Raw genomic sequence first — 18,866 nt, 5'->3', positions numbered from 1 at the left:
CATTCCCTGCGGGTAGTTTCTGACGGTCCGTCAGGTTTCTCCGAGGTAGCCGTGTCTCCACAATCAGCGTCCGACAGTTCTCAGCTCCTCTCCGGGGTCCGCGTGATCGAGTCGAGCCTGCTCGGCCCGGGGCACGTGGCGACGTTCTTCGCCGATCTGGGCGCCGACGTCATCAAGGTCGAGTCGCCGGCCGGCGACTACATCCGCGAGATGACCTGGCCGATCGTCGAGGGGATCTCCCTCCTGCACCTGCACACGCACCGCGGCAAGCGGGGCATCACCCTCGATCTCAAGAGCGACGAGGGCAAGGAGATCTACAAGGAACTCGTCGCCACCGCCGACGTGGTCGTCGAGGCGATGCGGCCCGGCGCGCTGGCCAAGCTCGGGCTCGGCTACGAAGACCTCAAGAAGGTCAACCCGAAGATCGTCTTCGCCACACTGTCCGGCTACGGCGCCACCGGCCCCTACAAGGACATGCCCAGCCACGGCATCGCCTACGACACCTGGGCCGGCATCGTCCAGCCCGTCATCGACGACGAGGGCTTCTCGCGTATCCCGCCGAACATGCCGAATGTCGGCATCAATGTCGGTCCGATGGTCGGCGCGATGGCGATTCTCGCCGGCATCATCAAGGCCCGCGAGACCGGTGAGGGCTGCGAGATGGAGATGGCCCAGTCCGACGCGGCGGCCTACATGGACTGGTACCGCATCGAGTCCGAGCGCGCCTACATGCGCCCGGAAGACGAGGTCACCGGCAACCCGTCCGACAACTACGAGCGGCGTCCCGCCGGCCTGGCCGGCATGTGGGAGGGCGTGCGCTACCAGATGTACGAGGCCGCCGACGGCCATGTGCTGTTCATGGCCAGCGAACAGGCCTTCTGGAAGAACTTCTGCGAAGGCGTCGGCCGTATGGACCTGTTCGAGAAGTGGCCCGGTTCGAAATACGCCGACCACGCCCGGGGCAACACCGAACTCCAGCGGGAACTCCAGGCGATCTACAAGACCAAGACCTGCCAGGAATGGCTCGACTTCGCAAGCGAGCACAACACCACGATCGCCCCGGTCAACACGCCGGCCAACATCGGCGACGACCCTCAGTTCCAGGCCCGGATGGGCTTCTACCCCACCGAAGCCGTCGGCTGCGAGCAGTTGCCGCTGCCGGTCTACGTCAACGGGTCGTTGCCCCCCACGCCGACGATGGCCCCGACCGTCGGCCAGCACAACGAGGATGTGATGGCCACCGTGCTCGGCAAGTCCCCCGAGGAGATCGCCGCCCTCAAGGAATCCGGCGCCTTCGGCTGAGCGCGCCGCTCAGGCCAGCACGAAGCCCTCGTAGCCCGCGGCGGCGATCGCATCGCACTGCTGCCGGTACTCGTGGAAGCCGGGCAGCGGCATGAACACCCGCGGCTTGCCGGGCACGTTGGCGCCGAGGTACCAGGAGCTGCAGCCGTGGAAGAGGGTCAGCTCGGCGACGGCGTTGACATGGTCGACCCAGCCGGCTTCGGCGTCGGGCTCGGGCTCCACGGAAGCGACCCCGTCGGCTTCCATCCTCACCAGCAGGTCACGGATCCACTCGACGTGCTGTTCGATCGACACGATCATGTTGGTCAACACCGATGGTGAGCCGGGCCCGGTGATCGTGAAGAGGTTGGGGAAACCGTTGACCTGCAACCCGAGATAGGTGAGCGGGCCTGCCGCCCACTTCTCCCGGAGGGGGAGTCCGTTGCGGCCGCGGATGTCGATGCGATCGAGTGCGCCCGTCATCGCGTCGAAACCCGTCGCGAAGACGACCGCGTCGGCCTCGTGGACGACGCCATCGACCTCGACCCCCGACGGGGTCATGCGCTCGATCGGAGTCGCGCTCACGTCGACGAGATCGACATTGTCCCGATTGAACGTGGCGTAGTAGTCGGTGTCGACACACATGCGCTTGCAGCCGATGACCGTGTCGGGGCTCAGCCGGGCGGCGAGCTCCGGGTCCTCCACGATCTCGGCGATCTTCCCCCGCACGAAGGCCGCCGCCGTGTCGTTGGCCTCGGGCGAGAAGAGCAGATCGCTGAACGCACCCAGAAACGTCAGTCCTCCGAACTCCCACCGTTGCTCGTAGATCTCGGCCCGGCGGGCGTCGTCGACGTCGAACGCACTCACGGGATCGTCGTCGCGAAAGTGGCCGCCGAAGCCTGTCGTGGTTTCGCGAGCGGCGTTGCGCCAGTTCGGATAGTCCGCCTTCACCCGTTCGACCTCGGCAGGGTCGAGCAGCCGGTTGTGGGCGGGCACGGCGTAGGCCGGGGTGCGTTGGAAGACGGTGACGTGGGCGGCCTCGGCGGCGATGACCGGGATCGACTGCACTCCCGACGAGCCCGTCCCGATCACGGCGACGCGGCGGCCGGTGAAATCGACTCCCTCCGGCGGCCAGTGCCCGGTGTGGTAGGTGTCGCCGGCGAAGTCGTCGCGCCCGGCGATGTCGGGGATGTTGGCCGCCGAAAGGCAACCGGTGGCCATCACCACGAATCGAGACGTCACCGACTCGCCGCCATCGGTCGTGACGGTCCACGTCGCGTCGGCCTCGTCGAAGTGCGCCGCCGTCACCCGCGTGTCGAACGTGATGCCGTCGCGCAGCCCGAACCGGTCGGCCACGTGCTCGATGTAGCGGAGTATCTCCGGCTGGGTCGGATAGCGCTCGGTCCATTCCCACTCCTGCTGGAGCGCCTCGTCGAAACCGAACGAGTACTCGAGCGACGGGACGTCGCAGCGGGCCCCGGGATAGCGGTTCCAGAACCAGGTGCCGCCGACTCCGCTCCCGGCCTCGAACACCCGGGCCGAGAAGCCGGCCTCCTTCGCCGCGTGCAGCATGTAGAGCCCCGCGAACCCGGCGCCGACGACGACCACATCCACCCGTTCCCTCATGGATCCCACGTTGCCACTGTTCGGGCTTCGGTCGCCAGAAGCCATCGGGCTACGGTGGCCGCGTGTCTACTCCCAACGCGACCGTCATCGACAAGCTCTCCGCCACCGGCGTGTGGTACTTCACCGACATGCTCACGACCGAGCAGAGCCGCGAAACCGCCGCGCGGATCGAATCGCTGGGCTACTCCGCCCTCTGGATCCCCGACACGCTCGGCCGGGATCCGTTCGTCAACGCGGCCACCCTGCTCGATGCGACGACCGAGCTGATCGTCGCCACCGGCATCGCCAACATCCACATGCGCCATCCGGGGATGATGAAGCAGGGGGCCATGAGCCTCGCCGAGTTGTCGGGGGGCCGCTTCGTGCTGGGCCTCGGCGTGTCCCACGCACCGATGGTCGAGGGGCTGCGGCAGCTGCCCTACGAGAAGCCGCTGTCGACCATGCGCACCTATCTCGACGCGATGAATGCGTCGCTCTACTCGGCCATCCCACCGGCCGAAGAACCACTCGTCGTGCTCGCCGCGCTCGGGCCGAAGATGCTCGCGATGGCTGCGGAGAAGACCGCCGGCGCCCACCCCTACTGGACGACGCCCGAACACACCGCCCAGGCCCGCGAGATCATGGGGCCCGACGCGCTGCTGTGTGTCGAACAGAAGTGCGTGCTCACCACCGACGCCGACGTCGCCCACGAGGCGACTCGAGAGCAGCTCGGCATGTATGCCACCCTCCCGAACTATCGCAACAACTGGCTCCGGCTGGGCTTCACCGAGGACGAGATCGAATCGCGTGCGCCCCGCTTCCTCGATGCCGTCATGGCCTGGGGCGACGAGAGTGCGATCGCCGAGCGCATCCAGGCCCACTACGACGCGGGCGCGACGCACGTCTGCATCCAACCCGTCAACACCGAGGATCGCAGCCAGCCCGACTGGCGGCTGCTGGAAGCGCTGAGCCCGAAGGCCTGACGCACCGATGAACGCACCCAGAGGCATCGACCCGGGACCGGTCACCGACTGGATTCTCGAGCGCAGGCCCGATCTCGTCGTGCCACTCGGCTTCGAGCTGATCACCGGTGGCGCCTCCAATCTGACCTTCCGGGTCGTCGACGCCGCCGGAACCCGACTCGTCCTCCGTCGTCCGCCGACGGGACACGTACTCGCCAGCGCCCACGACATGGCCCGCGAGCATCGGATCATGGCCGCGCTCCAGGACACCGCCGTGCCCGTCCCGTCGCTCGTCGGCCTCTGCCAGGACGAGGCCGTCATCGGCGCCGACTTCTACGTGATGGACTTCGTCGACGGGCGGATCATCTTCGACCGCGCCGACGGCGAGGCGGTCGATCCTGCGCTGCGGCCGGTGATGACGAACTCGCTGACCGACACGCTCGCCGCATTGCACGCGATCGATCCCGACGAGATCGGGCTCGGCGACCTCGGCCGCAAGGAGGACTATTGCGCCCGCCAGCTACGACGCTGGAAGCGACAGGTCGACGAGGGATCCGATCGCGACATGCCGCTGTTCCAGGATCTCCACGACCGCTTCGTCGCCGCCATTCCGCCGCAGCAGGGTGCCGGCATCGTCCACGGCGACTATCGCCTGGACAATTGCATGATGGCCGACGATGGCACGGTCGCCGCCGTGCTCGACTGGGAGCTGTGCACGCTCGGCGACGTGCTGGCCGACGTCGCCGGTATGGCGATGTGGTGGGGCGACGACCCGGCCGCTCGGGGCCGGATCGCCGATGTCCCCACGAGGGCCGACGGCTTCGGCACCCGGGTCGAAATGCTCGAGCGCTACGCGCAGCACTCCGACCGCGATGTGTCCGACCTGCCCTGGTACGTCGCGTTCCAGCACTGGCGCCTGGCCGCCATCAGCGAGGGCGTGCGCGTCCGCTTCGCTGCGGGAGCGATGGGCGATCAGGAGGGCACGGCCAACGCGGACGCGCTCGACGCCGTCGACAGCCTCATCGAGACCGCCGACCGAATCCTGCGCAGCGGCTCGCTCTAGCCGACTCGTGTCGCCTCAGTCGAGGTCGACCGTGAGGGTCACCGCCGCGGTGTCGCAGCCACCCCCGACGGCGCAGATCGAGTAGGAGAACGACTCGAGACCGGTCGTCTCACCGTCATTGACGACATACATGAGGTTGCGGCCGACGACGGTGACAACACCGTGGTGGACCCCTCCACTGACCTCGAGCGTCAAGACGTCGGCGCTTCCCGACCCGAAGTCGTCGTTGTCCAGCACGCGCAGCGTCGTCGTGATCTTGGTGATCGCATAGGCGTCGTCCGCCGCGAGCACCATCGGCGCGGTCGTGGTCGTGGTGGTCGTGGTGGTCGTGGTGGTCGTGGTGGTCGTGGTGGTCGTGGTGGTGGTGGTCGTCGGGGTGGTGGTCGACGAACCGGGCAGCGTCGTGGTCGATTCGTCCGGGGTATCGACCGGGCCGGACGACGGTGTCGATTCGGTGGTCGCCGGCACCGACGCAGCGTCGTCCACGTCCACCTCGGGCTGGATCGCGTCTGGGGCCTCCGACGACTCGATCGATGTCGTCGTCACCACCCCAACCGGTCGACCCTCGTCCGAGGGCATCGCCGAATCGATGGCGAGGGACTCCTCGACGACGCGTTCCGCCGCCGGCTGCGAGGGCGCCGGGGACGAGGACGGCACCACGCCGGTCGCAGCGGCAACCGTCACAGCCGCGGCGGCAACGGCGACCTGACCCGTCGACGCCGCGGCGACGAGCGGCGTCCGGACGATCTCGGGGAAATGGGAGAGCCAGCCCAGCGGACCCGCGGTCCATCGAGTACGACCCAGCGAGATTCGCAGGAAGGAACGGACCAGCACCGGATCGAACTGGCTACCGGCGCACCGGAGGAGTTCGGCCCGCGCCTGCTCGTGCGGCAGCGGCACCTTGTAGGACCGTGGCGCCGTCATCACGTCGAACGCGTCGGCGATCGCCACGAGCCGCCCGGCCAGGCTGATCTCCTCGCCTCGCAATCCCGCGGGATACCCGCCGCCGTCAACGCGCTCGTGATGCTGCATCGCCGCATCGACCCAATCGCCGAGCCACGGACGAAGCGCCTCGACGTGTTGCGCGGCAGCGCCCGGATGGCCACGCAGGAGCGTCCATTCGTCGTCGGTGGGCCGTCCCGGCTTGTTCAGGATCTCCGGGGGAACGTGGAGCTTCCCGACGTCGTGGATGAGCGCCGCCCAGTTCAGCTTGTCGAGGTCGGCCTTGGAGAGGCCGATCTGTTCGCCCAACATCACGGAGTAGGCCCGAACCCGTTCCGAGTGACCACGAGTCGATCGGTCGTGGCCGGCGAGATCGGCGACCAGCGCCAGCAGGTGCTCCGCGGCGACCTGCTCCGGTCCCGCCGACGTCGTTCGCTCCTGCAGCCGGCGTGAGGTCCCACCTCGAAGCGCGACCGAGAACCGTGACGGCGCTTCGTCGGGGAAGACGAGCGACAACTTGAACAGCGTCGTCAGCGGCGCCAACCGCATGGTCATCGTCTGGACGACGTGGGCACCCGCCGCCGACACCCCGATCAGAAGCACCAGCCAGACCGAAGAGGGCACGAGTCCGTCGGGCCGATCGACGATGCGCATTGCTGCCCCGACGGCCACGAATCCGCCCACCATCGGCCCGACGAACATCACGAACCGCAACAGGCGTGCCAACCCCGGGCGGGCCGTCCAGGCGCGTTCGTCCAGCGACGCGGCCTGCGACTCGGCGGACCCGCCGGTCGCAGAGGTCCTCGGAGGGGCGCTCATACCCCTCTGGTATCGGCCGCTCCGACCCCGGAATGAGTGGGGAGAACGGCCCGGGTCCCTACGAGAGGGCGCTGATCGCCGCGTCGTAGTCGGGTTCCTGGGCGATCTCGGGGACGAGCTCGGCATGGGCGACGTTGCCGTCGGCACCGATCACGACCACTGCCCGGGCAGCCAAACCCTCGAGCTTGCCGTCGGTCATGCGCACACCGAAGGCGTCGAGCACCTCGGGGTTCTTGAACGTCGAACCGGTCGAAACGTTGTCGATGCCCTCGGCGCCGCAGAAGCGTCCTGCCGCCGGCGGGAGGTCGGCCGACACGCACAGCACGGTCGCGTCGAGCCCGGCGGCGCGCTCGTTGAAGGTGCGAACACTCGTCGCGCACACGCCGGTGTCGATCGACGGGAAGATGTTGAGGATCACCTGCTGACCGGCCAGATCGGCCGACGAGACCGTGCTGAAGTCGGCCTTGGTCAGTGTGTAGGCGGGTGCCGGGCTCCCCACCGCCGGCAGATCGCCGTTGGTGTGGATCGGGTTGCCTCCGAGGGTGATCTCGGCCATGTCGTGCTCCTGTTGGTCGGGGGTCGAGCGAAGAGTTTTCTAACACTGGAGCAACCCACTTGGCACGATCGCTTGGCACCATGAGGAGATGACGCCCGCGATCGACCTGCTGCGCAGTCTCGGCATCGCCCACTCGATCGACGAGTACGAGCACGATCCTGCTCACCCGTCGTACGGAGCAGAAGCGGCCGAAGCGCTCGGCGTCGATGCAACCTCGGTCTTCAAGACGCTCCTCGTCACGCTCGACGACGGAACGCACGCGGTCGGCATCGTCCCGGTCGGGGCGCGGCTCGACCTCAAGGCGATCGCCGCGGCGGCCGGCGCGAAGAAGGCCGTGATGACCGAACCCGCAGTCGCCGAACGGCGCACCGGCTACGTCATCGGGGGCATCAGCCCGTTCGGCCAGAAGCAGCCGTCGGCGACCTTCGTGGACGAGTGGGCGACCGCGCTGGAGATCGTGCACTGCAGCGGCGGACGACGCGGGCTCGAGGTCGGCGTTGCGCCGTCGGCCTTCGTGGCCGCGCTGGGGGCGACGTTCGCTCCGATCGCGGTCTGGTGAGCGCGGGTAGCCTCGGAGCATGGCCCACACGATCGAGATCACCTACTGCGTCCCTTGAGACTATTCGAGCCGCGCCGTGCGCGCGGCCGCCGATCTTCTCTCGAACTACCAGCACGTCATCGACTCGTTGACCCTGCGCACCGGCACGAAGGGCGTCTACGACGTCGTGGTCGACGGTGAGCTGATCTATTCGAAGGCCGAGACCGGACGGCACGCCGAACCCGGCGAGGTGCTCGAACGCTTCACTGCGGTGGTCGGCGACATCGCCCGCTACGGCGACGCCTGATCAGCGCCGACCGTCGGGAGTGCGCAGGCGGACGGCCAGCCGTTCGACCTGAGAGTCCTGATCCGCCGATTGGGGCCCTGCGGCGGGTCGGGCGGCGCGAAGGTCGCGCAGCGCAGTGGCGACCTCGGCACCGGCGGTGCACATCACGAGGGTTGCGATGACCCCGGCCCGACCCCAACCCGCGCCGCAGTGCACCACCACCCGCTGGCCAGCTCCGAGTCGGCGATGGATGTCGATCACGAGATCGATCACCGCCTCGTCGTCGGCCACCATGTGATCCAGCGTCGGCAGGCGCAACGCCTCGTGCGGATCGGGCGACGCCAACCACTCCGGATAGTCGGGGTAGCGGCGCAGCAGTTCGTCGTCGGTCTGCAGGCAGACGGCGACGTCACCGCGGACGACGGCCAGCAGGCCGGCTGGATCCGGGCCGATCGCGTCGAGGCCGCACAGGACCAGCGTCCCGGCGACGTCGGCCACCGGAATCGCATGGACCCCACCACGGTGGCGGTAGGCCTCTCCCCCGATGTCCATCGAGCCAGCACGGTAGCGGTGCCGCCGCTCGGTGTGCACGCACACGCCGGTTGCGTCCAGACTGATCCCATGCGCCTCGGAGACATCGTGAACCCGCAAGACCCAGGTCAGCCCCAGCCGCTCGCGGGTGTGCGCATCCTCGCCGCCGAGCAGATGGCCGCGCTCCCCTACGCCACACAGCTCCTCGCTCGACTCGGCGCCGACGTCGTGAAGGTCGAACATCCGACCACGGGCGACAGCGGCCGCGGATCGGTACCGTTCATCGAGGACCCTCAGGGTCGCAAGGTCGGCGCCACGTTCCTGCGCAACAACTTCAACAAGCGAAGTGTCGCCATCGATCTGAAGGCACCCGAGGGAGTGGAACTCTTCCTCGACCTCGCCCCCAGGTTCGACATCGTGTGCGAGAACTTCAAGGCCGGTACCGCCGACCGGCTCGGTATCGGCTACGAGGCCGTCTCGGCTCGTCATCCCGAGGTCGTGTATCTGTCGGTGTCGGGTTTCGGCAACGACCCGGCGTCGCCCTACATGCACCGCGCCGCCTATGCCGCCGTCGTCGAGGGCATGTCGGGCATCTACGAGTACAAGCGCCGACCCGGCCGTCGACCGATGGCCAATCCCGTCGGCGCGCTGGGCGACATCAGCAGCGCGCTGTTCGGTGTGATCGGGATCCTCGCCGCATTGCGCCATCGCGACATGACCGGACACGGCCAGTACATCGACATCGCAATGCTCGATGCGACCATGGCCATGACCGACATCGTCAGCAACTTCTACTCGATGGGGATTCCCGACGAAGCGTCGTCGGGGGTCGGCATCGTGGAGACGTTCGAGGCCGGCGAAGGCAACTTCGTGCTCCAGATCGTGCGCGAACACCATTTCGAGAAGGTCGCCGAACTGACCGGCAACGCCGAATGGCTGTCCGACCCCCGCTTCGCCAGCCGCGCCGGCTGGGCGGAGCATTTCGACACGGTCATCCGCCCCGGCGTGGAACGCTGGGCGGCCGACAAGTCGAATCGGGAGGCAGTGGCGATCCTGTCGGGTGAGGGGATCGCCGCCGGTGAATCGAACTCGAGCAGGGAGATCGTCGAGGACGAACACGTCGCCGTGCGCCACATGCTCGTCGAGATGCCCCGCGACGACGGCGGCGATCCGGTGCTCGTGCCTGGCAACCCGGTCAAGATGTCGCGCACCCAGGAGGGCCCGGAGACCCGCGTCCCCTGGCTCGGCGAGCACACCGACGAGGTGCTCGCAGAAGAGCTCGGCCTCGACGCCGACCGCCTCGCGGCCCTGCGCGCCGCCGGCATCACCACCTGACCCCACCCCACCCCCACCCCACCCCCACCCCACCCCCACCCCCACCCCACCCCACCCGGCTTCTGTGATCCCGGAGTCGCGGATTGCGCGACTTCGCCGTCAGAAATGCGGGGGTCTACGATCTGACGGTCCGTCAGATCCGACCAGAGGCTTCGCATGGATTTCGAGTTCACTCCTGAACAACAGCAGTTCGCGATCGACGTGAAGGAGTTCCTCGACGCCAACGACGATCCCGACGTCTTCGACGTGACCAGGGAGAACATGGCGCAGATCGTCGACACCCCGAAGCGGCGGGCGTTCATGAAGTCGCTCGGGCACAAGGGCTGGTTGGGCATCACGTGGCCCGAGGAGTACGGCGGCACCGACGGTGAAGGCGTCTACGAATACATCCTCAACGAGCAGCTGGCCGGCCGCGGCGGCCCCCAGATCGGCAAGGGCGTCGGCATCATCGGCAAGACGCTGATCGCCCACGGCTCGCAGAAGCTGAAGGACGAGTTCCTGCCGAAGATCCTGGAGAACGACGTCGAGTTCGCCGTCGGCTACTCCGAACCCAACGCCGGGTCCGACGCCGCGTCCATGCGACTCAAGGCCGAACGGGTCACCAGCGATGCCGGTGAAGACGGCTGGCTGCTCAACGGCCAGAAGACCTGGACGACGTCGGCCCACTTCGCCGAGTGGTACTGGGTGGGCGCCCGCACCGATCCCGACAACAAGCACATGGGCATCACGCTCATGCTCGTGCCCCTCGATCAAGAGGGCATCACCATCAACGGGATCTGGACGATGGGCGACGAGCGGACCAACGAGGTCTGGTTCGACGACGTGTTCGTGTCGGACGACTATGTGGTCGGTCAGGTCAACTACGGCTTTCGCTACATCAGCCAGGCCCTCGATCTCGAACGCTTCACGATGTTCACGATGTCGCCGATCCTCCAGCGGCTCGAGCTCCTCACCGACTACGTGAAGACCGCAGTGAGAGACGGCGAACCCCTCCGCGACGACCCCAAGGTGCGCGCCCGACTCGCCCGGCTCCACACCGAAGCCGAGGTCGCCCGCGTCATGGGTCTCAAGTTCGTGGCCGAGGCCGTCAAGGTCGAGTACCTGGTGAAGGCGGGCAAGCCCTACCAGCCGCCGACGGTCGAGGCATCCGAGTACAAGCTCTTCGCGACCGAACTCTCGAAGCGCCTCGCCGACGCGGCGATGGACATCGGCGGCCCCGGCTCACAGCTGCGGGTCAAGACCGAGGACGCCCCGATGAAGGGCCGTTCCGAGTCGACCTACCGCTACACGGTGATCGACACCATCGGCGGCGGCTCCTCGGAGATCCAGAAGAACATCATCGCCCGCCGGGCCATGGGCCTGCCGAAGAACTTCTGAGACCGACGGCACAGTTCTGGCCATGACGACTCCCGCCCTCGACGGCATCCGCGTCCTCGACTTCGCGTCGGTCGGCCCCGGCGCCCGCGCGTCACGCATGCTGTCGGACTACGGGGCGGAGGTCGTCAAGCTCGGCCCGACCCCGAAGGACGGCGCCAAGCAGATCGTCCCGCCCTACTACGCCTACAGCGGCCACCGACTCATGCGGCGGGGACTGCTCGACCTCAAGGCCGAAGCGGGCCGCGAGGCGTACCTGGCCCTCGCGAGAGACGCCGACGTGGTGTTGGAGAGCTTCCGACCCGGCGTCGTCGACCGTCTCGGAATCGGCTACGAAGCCACCCGCGCCGTCAACGAGAAGATCGTCTACTGCTCGACCAGCGGTTTCGGCCAGAGCGGGCCCCAGTCAGGGTGGGCCGGCCACGACGTCAACTATCTCGCCGTCTCGGGCTATCTCGACTGCACCGGCCGGCGGGCCGACGGCTCCCCTCCCCTGCCGGGCGCCACTGTCGCCGACATCGCCGCCGGCGGCATGCACGCCGTGATGGCGATCATGGCGGCCCTGCTACGCCGTGAGCGCACCGGCGTGGGCGAACTCCTCGACGTCTCCATCGCCGACGGTGCCTTCGGGTTGATGTCGCTCTATGTCGACGAGTACCTGGCCACCGGCACCGAGCCCGGCCCCGGCCACTACATCCTCACCGGGCGTTACGCCTGCTACGAGATCTACACCTGCGCCGACGGTCGCCATCTTTCCGTGGGCGCGATCGAACCGGCGTTCTGGCGCAACCTCTGCCGAGAGCTCGGTCTGGAGCAGTACGACGATGCCCAGATGGAGGATGCGCTCCAGGACGAGATCCGCGCCGCGTTCGCCGCCGTCTTCGCCACGAAGACCCGCGACGAGTGGGCCGACCGCCTCGGCCCGGCCGACTGCTGTGTGGCACCGGTCAACACCGTTGCCGAAGCGGTCGACGACGCCCAGTACGTTGCCCGCGGCATGGTCGTCGAGGCCGAGCACGCGACCGAGGGCGTCTTCCGCCAGACCGGCCCGGTCTGGGCCGGCACCACCCAACCCGACGGGCCCTACCCGGTGCGCGACGGCGCCGCCACCGACACCGCCGAACTCCTGGCCCAGGCCGGCTACGAGCCGGCGGCCATCGACGAACTGTTGCAGAACGGAGTCATCGCATGAGCGATCTTCCCGCCGCGATCGCGGAGCTGATCGACACGCCCCAGTACCCGGTCACGGCCAGCTTCCCGGTCGAGCTCGGCTACAGCTACAACACGCTGTCCGCCACCGAGAACGGCAACCCGCTGTACTGGGATCCCGCCGTCGCCGATGAGCTGACCGACGGCATGACCGTGCCCCCCACCACGCTCTCGCTCTGGATGCGACCCCATCGTTGGGAGCCCGGTGCCGAGGAAGAGCAGGTCGCGCTGAAGGTCCACTTCGACCTCAAGGCGATGCTCGACCTTCCCGAGGCCATCATGAGCGACAACACGCTCATCCTTCACGAACCGGTGCGGCCGGGCGACGTCATCTCCCACCACCAGGTGCTGCGCTCCGTGAGCGAGCCGAAGACCACGAAACTCGGCACCGGCCGCTTCTGGTCGATCGACATCGTCTACACCAACCAGGACGGTGTGCTGGTCGGTATCGAGAGCTACACCGGGTTCGGGTACCGACGCCACGAGGAGGCGGGCCAGTGACGCGCACCATCGACCAGGTCGCAGTCGGCCAGACGCTCCCCGAGCTCGCCTACGACGTGACGGCCACCACCGTCGTGTTGGGCGCCCTGGCGAGCCGCGACTGGCGACCGATGCACCACGACTACAAGTTCGCCACCGAGCGCAACGGAACGCAGGACATCTTCCTCAACACACCGAACCTGGCCGCCTGGTTCGAACGCTTCATCACCGACTGGACCGGACCCCGCGGTCGCATCGGCCGGATGACCTTCCGGATGCGCGACTCCGTGTTCCCCGACGACCGCATGGTCTTTCGCGGCGCGGTCACCGCGGTGAGCGCCGACGATGCCGGCTGCGCCTGGGCCGACCTCGACATCACCGTCGCCGTGGAGAATCCCGGCGAGGCCGAGCGGCTGTGCTGCACGTGCACCGCCCGAGTGGCCATCCCGACCGACGAAACCGACAACCCGTGGGCCCGCAAGGGCCAGAACTGGACCCCTTAGATGCTGAACCTCGATTTCTCCGAAGAACAGGACATGCTGCGCGACATGGTGCGCGGCGTGTGCGCCCAGTTGTCGCCGCTCGAGAAGGTCCGCGAGCTGGAGGACGATCCCGACGGCATCGCCCGTGAACTGTGGGAGCAGCTCGGCGAACTCGGCATCACCGGGCTGATGCTCCCCGAGGAGTTCGGCGGATCCGGTATGAGCCTCATCGAGGGCGTGGTCGTCTACGAAGAGCTCGGACGCTCGCTGGCCCCGGTCCCACACTTCGTCAGCTGCGTGCTCAGTGCGGGGGCGATCCTCGCGGGCGGCAGCGACGAACAGAAGGCGGCGCTCCTTCCCGGTCTGGCCGGCGGCGAGACCATCATCACCCCGGCCTGGCTCGAGCCCGAGAACGGTTACTCGCCGAAGGGCGTGCAGGCCACGGCGACCATCGACGGCGATGACGTCGTGCTCAACGGCTCGAAGATGCACGTCTATTTCGCCGCGGCGGCGGATCAGCTGCTCGTGCTCGCCCGCACCGGCGATGCCCCGACCGATGTCGACCTCTTCCTGGTGCCCACCGCGACCCCCGGCGTCACCCTCGAGCAACGGATGTCGATCTCCTCCGACACGCAGTACCGCGTCGAGTTCGCCGACGTCCGGGTACCGGTCGCCAACCGCATCGGCGCCGCCGGATCGGGCTGGGCGACCTGGGACGACGTCATGCTCGAAGCCGTCATCCTGGCATCGGCCCAGGCCATGGGCGGCGCCGACTACGCCCTCGAGATCACAGCGCAGTACTCGAAGGACCGCGAGCAGTTCGACAAGGCCCTTGCCGAGTTCCAGGCGATCTCCCACAACCTCGCCGATGCCCGTACCGAACTCGACGGCGGCAAGATCCTCGTCTACGAAGCAGCCTGGGCGCAGTCCCGCGGCGCCGACATCAGTCGTCTCGCCCCGATGGCGAAACTGTTCACCGGCACGGTGTATCGCGACCTCACCGCCATGGCCCAGCAGGTCTTCGGCGGTGTCGGGTTCACGCTCGAATACGACATCCAGCTGTACTTCCGCCGCGCCAAGCAACTCCAGATCAGCTGGTGGGACATCGCGACGTGCGAGGATCGCATCGCCGACAGCGTGCTCGCCTGATCGGGGTGTAACCGCGAACCAGCGCAGTCGTCCTGTTTCGGCGTCGACCCCCGACAATGGACCGATCGACAAGGGATCGATCGACAAAGGACGGATCATGGCGAGACTCAGCCGAATCATCAGCATGACCCTCGGGCTCTCACTCCTGGCCGCCGCGTGCGGCGACGGGCCCTCGGCCGGCGACGTCGCCGGCGGCGACGTCGATCCCACGACGACCTCGGCCGCGTCGCCGACTTCCACCGCCGCGCCGGCGGCCGATTCGGGACCGACGACGACCACGACGACCATTCCGCCGCTGCCCGAACCCGCATTCGCTGCGATCGCCTCGCCGGACCCGGGCGTTGCCTGTGTCGGAACCCGACTCGGACTCTCCTGCCTGATCGACGGCACCTGGGAGAACTTCGACAGCGACAATTCCCCGATCTACAGCTGGGTCCAGTCCGTCGACGTGTGCGCCGACGGCACCGTCGTCGCGGTCACCCTCGACGGGATCGCGACCTACGCCGACGGCCGCTGGACCGAGATCCCGGCCGACTTCTCCGTGACCGGGCCGGAGGCGGTGGCCTGCGGAGCCGACGCCATCTGGGCCGGCTTCTTCGGATCGATCGCCGTCGTCAGGGACGGGACCTGGACCTCGTGGGACAGCGAGGAGGTTCTCGGCACGACCGACTTCGTGAAGTCGGTGAAGGACGTCGCCGTGGCACCCGACGGCACTGCGTGGGTCGTCACCGGTTCGTCCATCGCCCGATTCGACGGGGCCTGGACCGCCTGGGAGGACAACGCCGGTTTCGATGTGAGCCTCAGCCCGACGGCGATCGATGTCGACGTCGCCGCCGACGGCTCCTACACCGTCCACGCTGCGGCCGGATTCCGCGGTATCGCCAACTTCGTCGACGGAGCGTGGACCCTGCAGGAGACCAGCCTCAACGGTGCGCGCGATCTCGCAGCGGCCGACGGTGAGGTGCTGATCCCGGCCTTCCGAAACGGCGTCGTCAGCTACCGGGGCGCGGCGCAGACGCCGTTCACCTCCGCCGACGGGCTGTCGTCCGACACCGTGCGTGGCGTCGCGATCGATGACCTCGGACAGCAGTGGTTCGCGACCGAGTACGGCCTGACGGTGGTCACCGAAGACGACGTGCGGACCTATCGGGTCGACAACTCGGGGCTCCTCGACAACGACACCTGGGCCGTCGCGGTGAGCGGGGCCGGTCCCGACCTTCCCGGCGATGAACCACGGGAATGGAGCGGGCTCGCCGGGCTCGTCCTGGACGACGTCGGCACTCCCTATGCGGGAATCACGGTCGAGGTGTGTGTCGAGGAACAAGACGACGAGTTCGAGGGCGACACGCCGTGCGCCGACGACCCTTTCATGGCCACGACATCGACCGACGAGACCGGACGCTTCGAAGTGGTCGGGCTCCGTCCCGGGCGCTACACCATCGCAATGCAGACCGACGAGGGTTGGACCTACTTCATCGACGGTTCGGTCGCCGCCCGCTACGACGCCCCGTCGGGCACCATCGCCGAGCTCGGAGTGTTCACGATCACGGAGTGACGTCGACTCCCGAGCGCAGATCCCATGACGAGACCGCGGCGGATCCGCCGTGGACGCGGGCGGCCTGCACACAGGCCCCCGCGGCCACGGTCTCGTCGTCGGCCGGGACCCGGATGACCGCGCCGAGCAGATCGGCGGCGACCGTCCGATAGGCCGGGCTCTTGGCACCGCCACCGATGAGGTGGAGGGTGCCGGAGGTGTCGGCCCCTGCCGCGGTCAGCGCATCGAGACCGTGGAGCAGCCCGCGAACGACCCCCTCGTGGGCCGCTCGGGCGAGGTCGGCCGCGACGGTCGTGTTGCGGAGACCTTCGAAGGTGCCGGTCGCGTCGGGCCGGTTCGGTGTGCGTTCGCCGTCGAAGTAGGGCGTGAGCGACACGCCGTTCGCCCCCGACGGGGAGCGCAGCGCGAGCCCTGCGAACTCGTCGCGGCTGTGGCCCAGCCAGCGAGCCACCGTATCGGTCACCTTCGTGGCGTTGAGGGTGCACACGAGCGGGAGGTAGCCGCCCGCTGCATCGCAGAACCCGGCGACCGTACCGGAGGGGTCGCTCGTCGAAGCCGGCGACACCGCGTAGACGGTGCCGGAGGTGCCGAGCGACATGGCGACGTCGCCGGGGCGAAGCCTGAGGCCGAGCGCCGCCGCCATGTTGTCGCCGGTGCCGGGGCCGACCGTGATCCCCGGACGAAGCCCGAGTGCGTCGGCCGCCGTTGCGGTCAACACACCAGCCACTTCGTCGGGGCCGAGGACCGTCGGCAGGATCGATACCCAGTCGTCCCTTCCGCCCACGAGCCCGAGGAGGTCGGCCCGGTACTCGCCGGTCTCCCGGTCGAACCATCCACCGCCGGAGGCGTCGCCGCGATCGGTCACGGCCTCGCCGGTCAGCCGCAACGTGAGGTAGTCGTGCGGCAGCATCACCCGATCGATTCCGGGCGCGAGGTCGGGATGGGTCTCGACCAGCCAGGCCAGCTTCGTGATCGTGAACGCCGCCACCGGCACCGACCCGCACGCGGTGGCCCATGCGTCTGCACCGATCGCCTCCACGAGCCGGTCGGCCTGCGGTGCAGACTCGGTGTCGTTCCACAGCTTCGCCGCCCGGAGCGGCTCACCGTCACGGCCGAGGACCACGAGGCCGTGCTGTTGGGCGGCACCCGAGAGTGCCACCACGTCACGGCGGGCGTCGCCGGTCGCCGCGAAGGCTTCGACCAGGGCGCCCCACCAGGCCCGTGGGTCCTGCTCGCTGCACGGCGGCTCGGTCGACGGGTGCGCGGCACGGCCGGATGCGACGACCACACCGGTGTCTATGTCGCGGAGCTCGACCTTCTTCGACTGGGTCGACGAATCGACCCCGGCGACCAGCGGCATCAGTGCACTCGCTCGATGTAGCGGTTGACCACCGTCTCGAGTGCTTCCTGTGCTCCCGACACCGGCGCCGGATCCAGGTCCTGCGCCGTGACCCGCGCCCGCAGGTCGTCGAGCGACCGCGCACCGGCGAGGATCGCCCGGCCTTCCTCGCCGCTCCACCCCGCGTAACGGGCGGATCGCAGGCTCTCGAGCGCGCCGTCGGCCACCATCTCGTGGGCGACGAGGAACGCCTTGGCGATGGTGTCGATGCCACCCACGTGGCCGTGGAACAGGTCGGATCGGTCGATCGACATGCGGCGCAACTTGGTGTCGAACATGAACCCGCCGGTGTCGAAGCCACCACCTCGAACGATCTCGTAGACCGCGGGCACGAGAGCGTCGACCGAGTTCGGGAACTGGTCGGTGTCCCAGCCGAGCCGATCGTCGCCACGGTTGGCGTCGACCGAGCCGAAGATGCCCAACGATCGGGCCACGGCAACCTCGTGGGCGAAGTCGTGGCCCGACAGGGTTGCGTGGTTGACCTCGATGTTGACCTTGATCTCGTTCTCGAGGCCATACCGCTGGAGGAAGCCGAACACGGTGGCGGTGTCGTAGTCGTATTGGTGCTTGGTCGGTTCCTGGGGCTTGGGCTCGATCAGCAGGGTTCCCTCGAACCCGATCGCGTGCTTGTGCTCGACGACCATCGTGAGGAACCGGCCGAGCTGGTCCATCTCGCGCGAAAGGTCGGTGTTGAGCAGGGTCTCGTAGCCTTCGCGGCCGCCCCAGAGGACATAGTTGGCGCCGCCCATCTTGTGGGTGACCTCGAGACAGTTCGCCACCTGGGCTGCGGCCCGAGCGAACACGTCGGGGTCGGGGTTGGTGGCGGCGCCGGCCATGTAGCGCGGATGATGGAAGAGCCGCGCCGTGCCCCACAAGAGCTTGATGCCCGTGCGCTCCATGTGGCCCACCGCCTCGTCGGTCAACATGTGGAGGTTGGCTGTCTCCTCCGCGAAGGAGCCTCCGTAGGGCGACATGTCGTGGTCGTGGAACGAGAAGAAGGGCACACCCAGCTTCTCGACGAACTCGAACGCCGCTTCCATCTTCATCCGGGCCGCCGCCACGGGATCGAGGGAGGGATCGAGCCACGGCCGGTCGAACGTGCCCTCGCCGAACACGTCGTTGCCCGGCCAGTTGAACGAGTGCCAGTAGCACACCGCCAGGCGCAGGTGCTCGGCCATGGTCTTGTCGCCCACCACCCGATCCTTGTCGTACCAGCGGTAGGTCAGCGGATCGTCGCTTGCCGGCCCGGCAAAGGTGATCGCGTCGACATCGGTGAAGAACTCTGCCATCGCGCGAAGTT

17 protein-coding genes and 1 pseudogene are annotated in these 18,866 nt (G+C 68.2%); 12 read left to right on the top strand and 6 right to left on the bottom strand.

Translation table 11 applies throughout. From position 1 onward, the window contains the following. Positions 1–51 precede the first annotated feature (51 nt). On the top strand, positions 52–1,302 hold the full coding sequence (locus R2707_01440) for a CaiB/BaiF CoA-transferase family protein (GenBank protein ID MEZ5243731.1): 1,251 nt from the start codon (positions 52–54) through the stop codon (positions 1,300–1,302). Between the two features lie 9 nt (positions 1,303–1,311). On the opposite strand, the gene R2707_01435 is transcribed toward R2707_01440, so the two are convergent. Beyond that, on the bottom strand, positions 1,312–2,907 hold the full coding sequence (locus R2707_01435; GenBank protein MEZ5243730.1) for an NAD(P)/FAD-dependent oxidoreductase: 1,596 nt from the start codon (positions 2,905–2,907) through the stop codon (positions 1,312–1,314). Positions 2,908–2,969: 62 nt separating this feature from the next. Here R2707_01435 and R2707_01430 point away from each other — a divergent pair, with 62 nt between their 5' ends. Together R2707_01430 and R2707_01425 are read left to right on the top strand one after the other, a co-directional pair. After that, positions 2,970–3,869: a TIGR03620 family F420-dependent LLM class oxidoreductase gene (locus R2707_01430; protein MEZ5243729.1), complete on the top strand. Its 900-nt coding sequence runs from the start codon at positions 2,970–2,972 to the stop codon at positions 3,867–3,869. A gap of 7 nt (positions 3,870–3,876) precedes the next feature. Then, complete coding sequence (locus R2707_01425; GenBank protein ID MEZ5243728.1) at positions 3,877–4,911, top strand: phosphotransferase family protein; 1,035 nt, start codon at positions 3,877–3,879, stop codon at positions 4,909–4,911. 15 nt (positions 4,912–4,926) lie between these two features. Here the strand turns inward: R2707_01425 and R2707_01420 are convergent, their stop codons facing one another. Together R2707_01420 and tpx are read right to left on the bottom strand one after the other, a co-directional pair. Further along, on the bottom strand, positions 4,927–6,672 hold the full coding sequence (locus R2707_01420; protein MEZ5243727.1) for an HD-GYP domain-containing protein: 1,746 nt from the start codon (positions 6,670–6,672) through the stop codon (positions 4,927–4,929). A gap of 58 nt (positions 6,673–6,730) precedes the next feature. Beyond that, a complete protein-coding gene (gene tpx, locus R2707_01415; GenBank protein ID MEZ5243726.1) occupies positions 6,731–7,228 on the bottom strand; it encodes a thiol peroxidase in 498 nt (165 codons plus the stop codon). Positions 7,229–7,316: 88 nt separating this feature from the next. Here tpx and ybaK point away from each other — a divergent pair, with 88 nt between their 5' ends. Further along, positions 7,317–7,787 (top strand): Cys-tRNA(Pro) deacylase, encoded by a 471-nt coding sequence (gene ybaK / locus R2707_01410; GenBank protein ID MEZ5243725.1) that lies wholly within the window; start codon positions 7,317–7,319, stop codon positions 7,785–7,787. Between the two features lie 73 nt (positions 7,788–7,860). Then, positions 7,861–8,073: pseudogene (locus R2707_01405) on the top strand (Rdx family protein). On the opposite strand, the gene R2707_01400 reads toward R2707_01405, so the two are convergent. Continuing rightward, positions 8,074–8,604: a hypothetical protein gene (locus tag R2707_01400; protein ID MEZ5243724.1), complete on the bottom strand. Its 531-nt coding sequence runs from the start codon at positions 8,602–8,604 to the stop codon at positions 8,074–8,076. Between the two features lie 69 nt (positions 8,605–8,673). On the opposite strand from R2707_01400, the gene R2707_01395 reads away from it, so the two are divergent. From R2707_01395 to R2707_01365, 7 genes are all read left to right on the top strand, one after another. After that, positions 8,674–9,918: a CoA transferase gene (locus tag R2707_01395; GenBank protein ID MEZ5243723.1), complete on the top strand. Its 1,245-nt coding sequence runs from the start codon at positions 8,674–8,676 to the stop codon at positions 9,916–9,918. A gap of 156 nt (positions 9,919–10,074) precedes the next feature. Then, positions 10,075–11,295 (top strand): acyl-CoA dehydrogenase family protein, encoded by a 1,221-nt coding sequence (locus tag R2707_01390; protein ID MEZ5243722.1) that lies wholly within the window; start codon positions 10,075–10,077, stop codon positions 11,293–11,295. Positions 11,296–11,317: 22 nt separating this feature from the next. Next, the gene (locus R2707_01385) at positions 11,318–12,484 is read left to right on the top strand and encodes a CaiB/BaiF CoA-transferase family protein (GenBank protein MEZ5243721.1); all 1,167 of its coding nucleotides are present in this window, start codon (positions 11,318–11,320) and stop codon (positions 12,482–12,484) included. Further along, positions 12,481–13,002 carry a MaoC family dehydratase N-terminal domain-containing protein gene (locus tag R2707_01380; protein ID MEZ5243720.1) on the top strand — a complete coding sequence of 174 codons (522 nt, stop codon included), beginning with the start codon at positions 12,481–12,483 and terminating at the stop codon, positions 13,000–13,002. Before R2707_01385 ends, R2707_01380 begins: the two co-directional genes overlap by 4 nt. After that, positions 12,999–13,484, top strand: a complete 486-nt coding sequence (locus tag R2707_01375) for a hypothetical protein (GenBank protein MEZ5243719.1) — start codon at positions 12,999–13,001, stop codon at positions 13,482–13,484. The genes R2707_01380 and R2707_01375 overlap by 4 nt, the downstream gene beginning before the upstream one ends. After that, positions 13,485–14,612, top strand: coding sequence for an acyl-CoA dehydrogenase family protein (locus tag R2707_01370; GenBank protein MEZ5243718.1), 1,128 nt, complete (start codon positions 13,485–13,487; stop codon positions 14,610–14,612). A 97-nt stretch (positions 14,613–14,709) separates the two neighbouring features. Continuing rightward, complete coding sequence (locus R2707_01365) at positions 14,710–16,167, top strand: carboxypeptidase-like regulatory domain-containing protein (GenBank protein ID MEZ5243717.1); 1,458 nt, start codon at positions 14,710–14,712, stop codon at positions 16,165–16,167. Here R2707_01365 and xylB read toward each other — a convergent pair. Together xylB and xylA are read right to left on the bottom strand one after the other, a co-directional pair. Further along, the gene (xylB, locus tag R2707_01360) at positions 16,157–17,527 is read right to left on the bottom strand and encodes a xylulokinase (GenBank protein ID MEZ5243716.1); all 1,371 of its coding nucleotides are present in this window, start codon (positions 17,525–17,527) and stop codon (positions 16,157–16,159) included. The two genes, R2707_01365 and xylB, sit on opposite strands and share 11 nt — an antisense overlap. Then, complete coding sequence (gene xylA, locus R2707_01355) at positions 17,527–18,855, bottom strand: xylose isomerase (GenBank protein MEZ5243715.1); 1,329 nt, start codon at positions 18,853–18,855, stop codon at positions 17,527–17,529. Before xylA ends, xylB begins: the two co-directional genes overlap by 1 nt. Between the last annotated feature and the right edge of the window lie 11 nt (positions 18,856–18,866).

This window comes from Acidimicrobiales bacterium, assembly GCA_041394245.1.
Taxonomy (GTDB): Bacteria; Actinomycetota; Acidimicrobiia; order Acidimicrobiales; family Aldehydirespiratoraceae; genus JAJRXC01.
The sequence above is the reverse complement of the archived record's forward strand: the minus strand, read 5'-3'. Positions and strand labels throughout refer to the sequence as shown.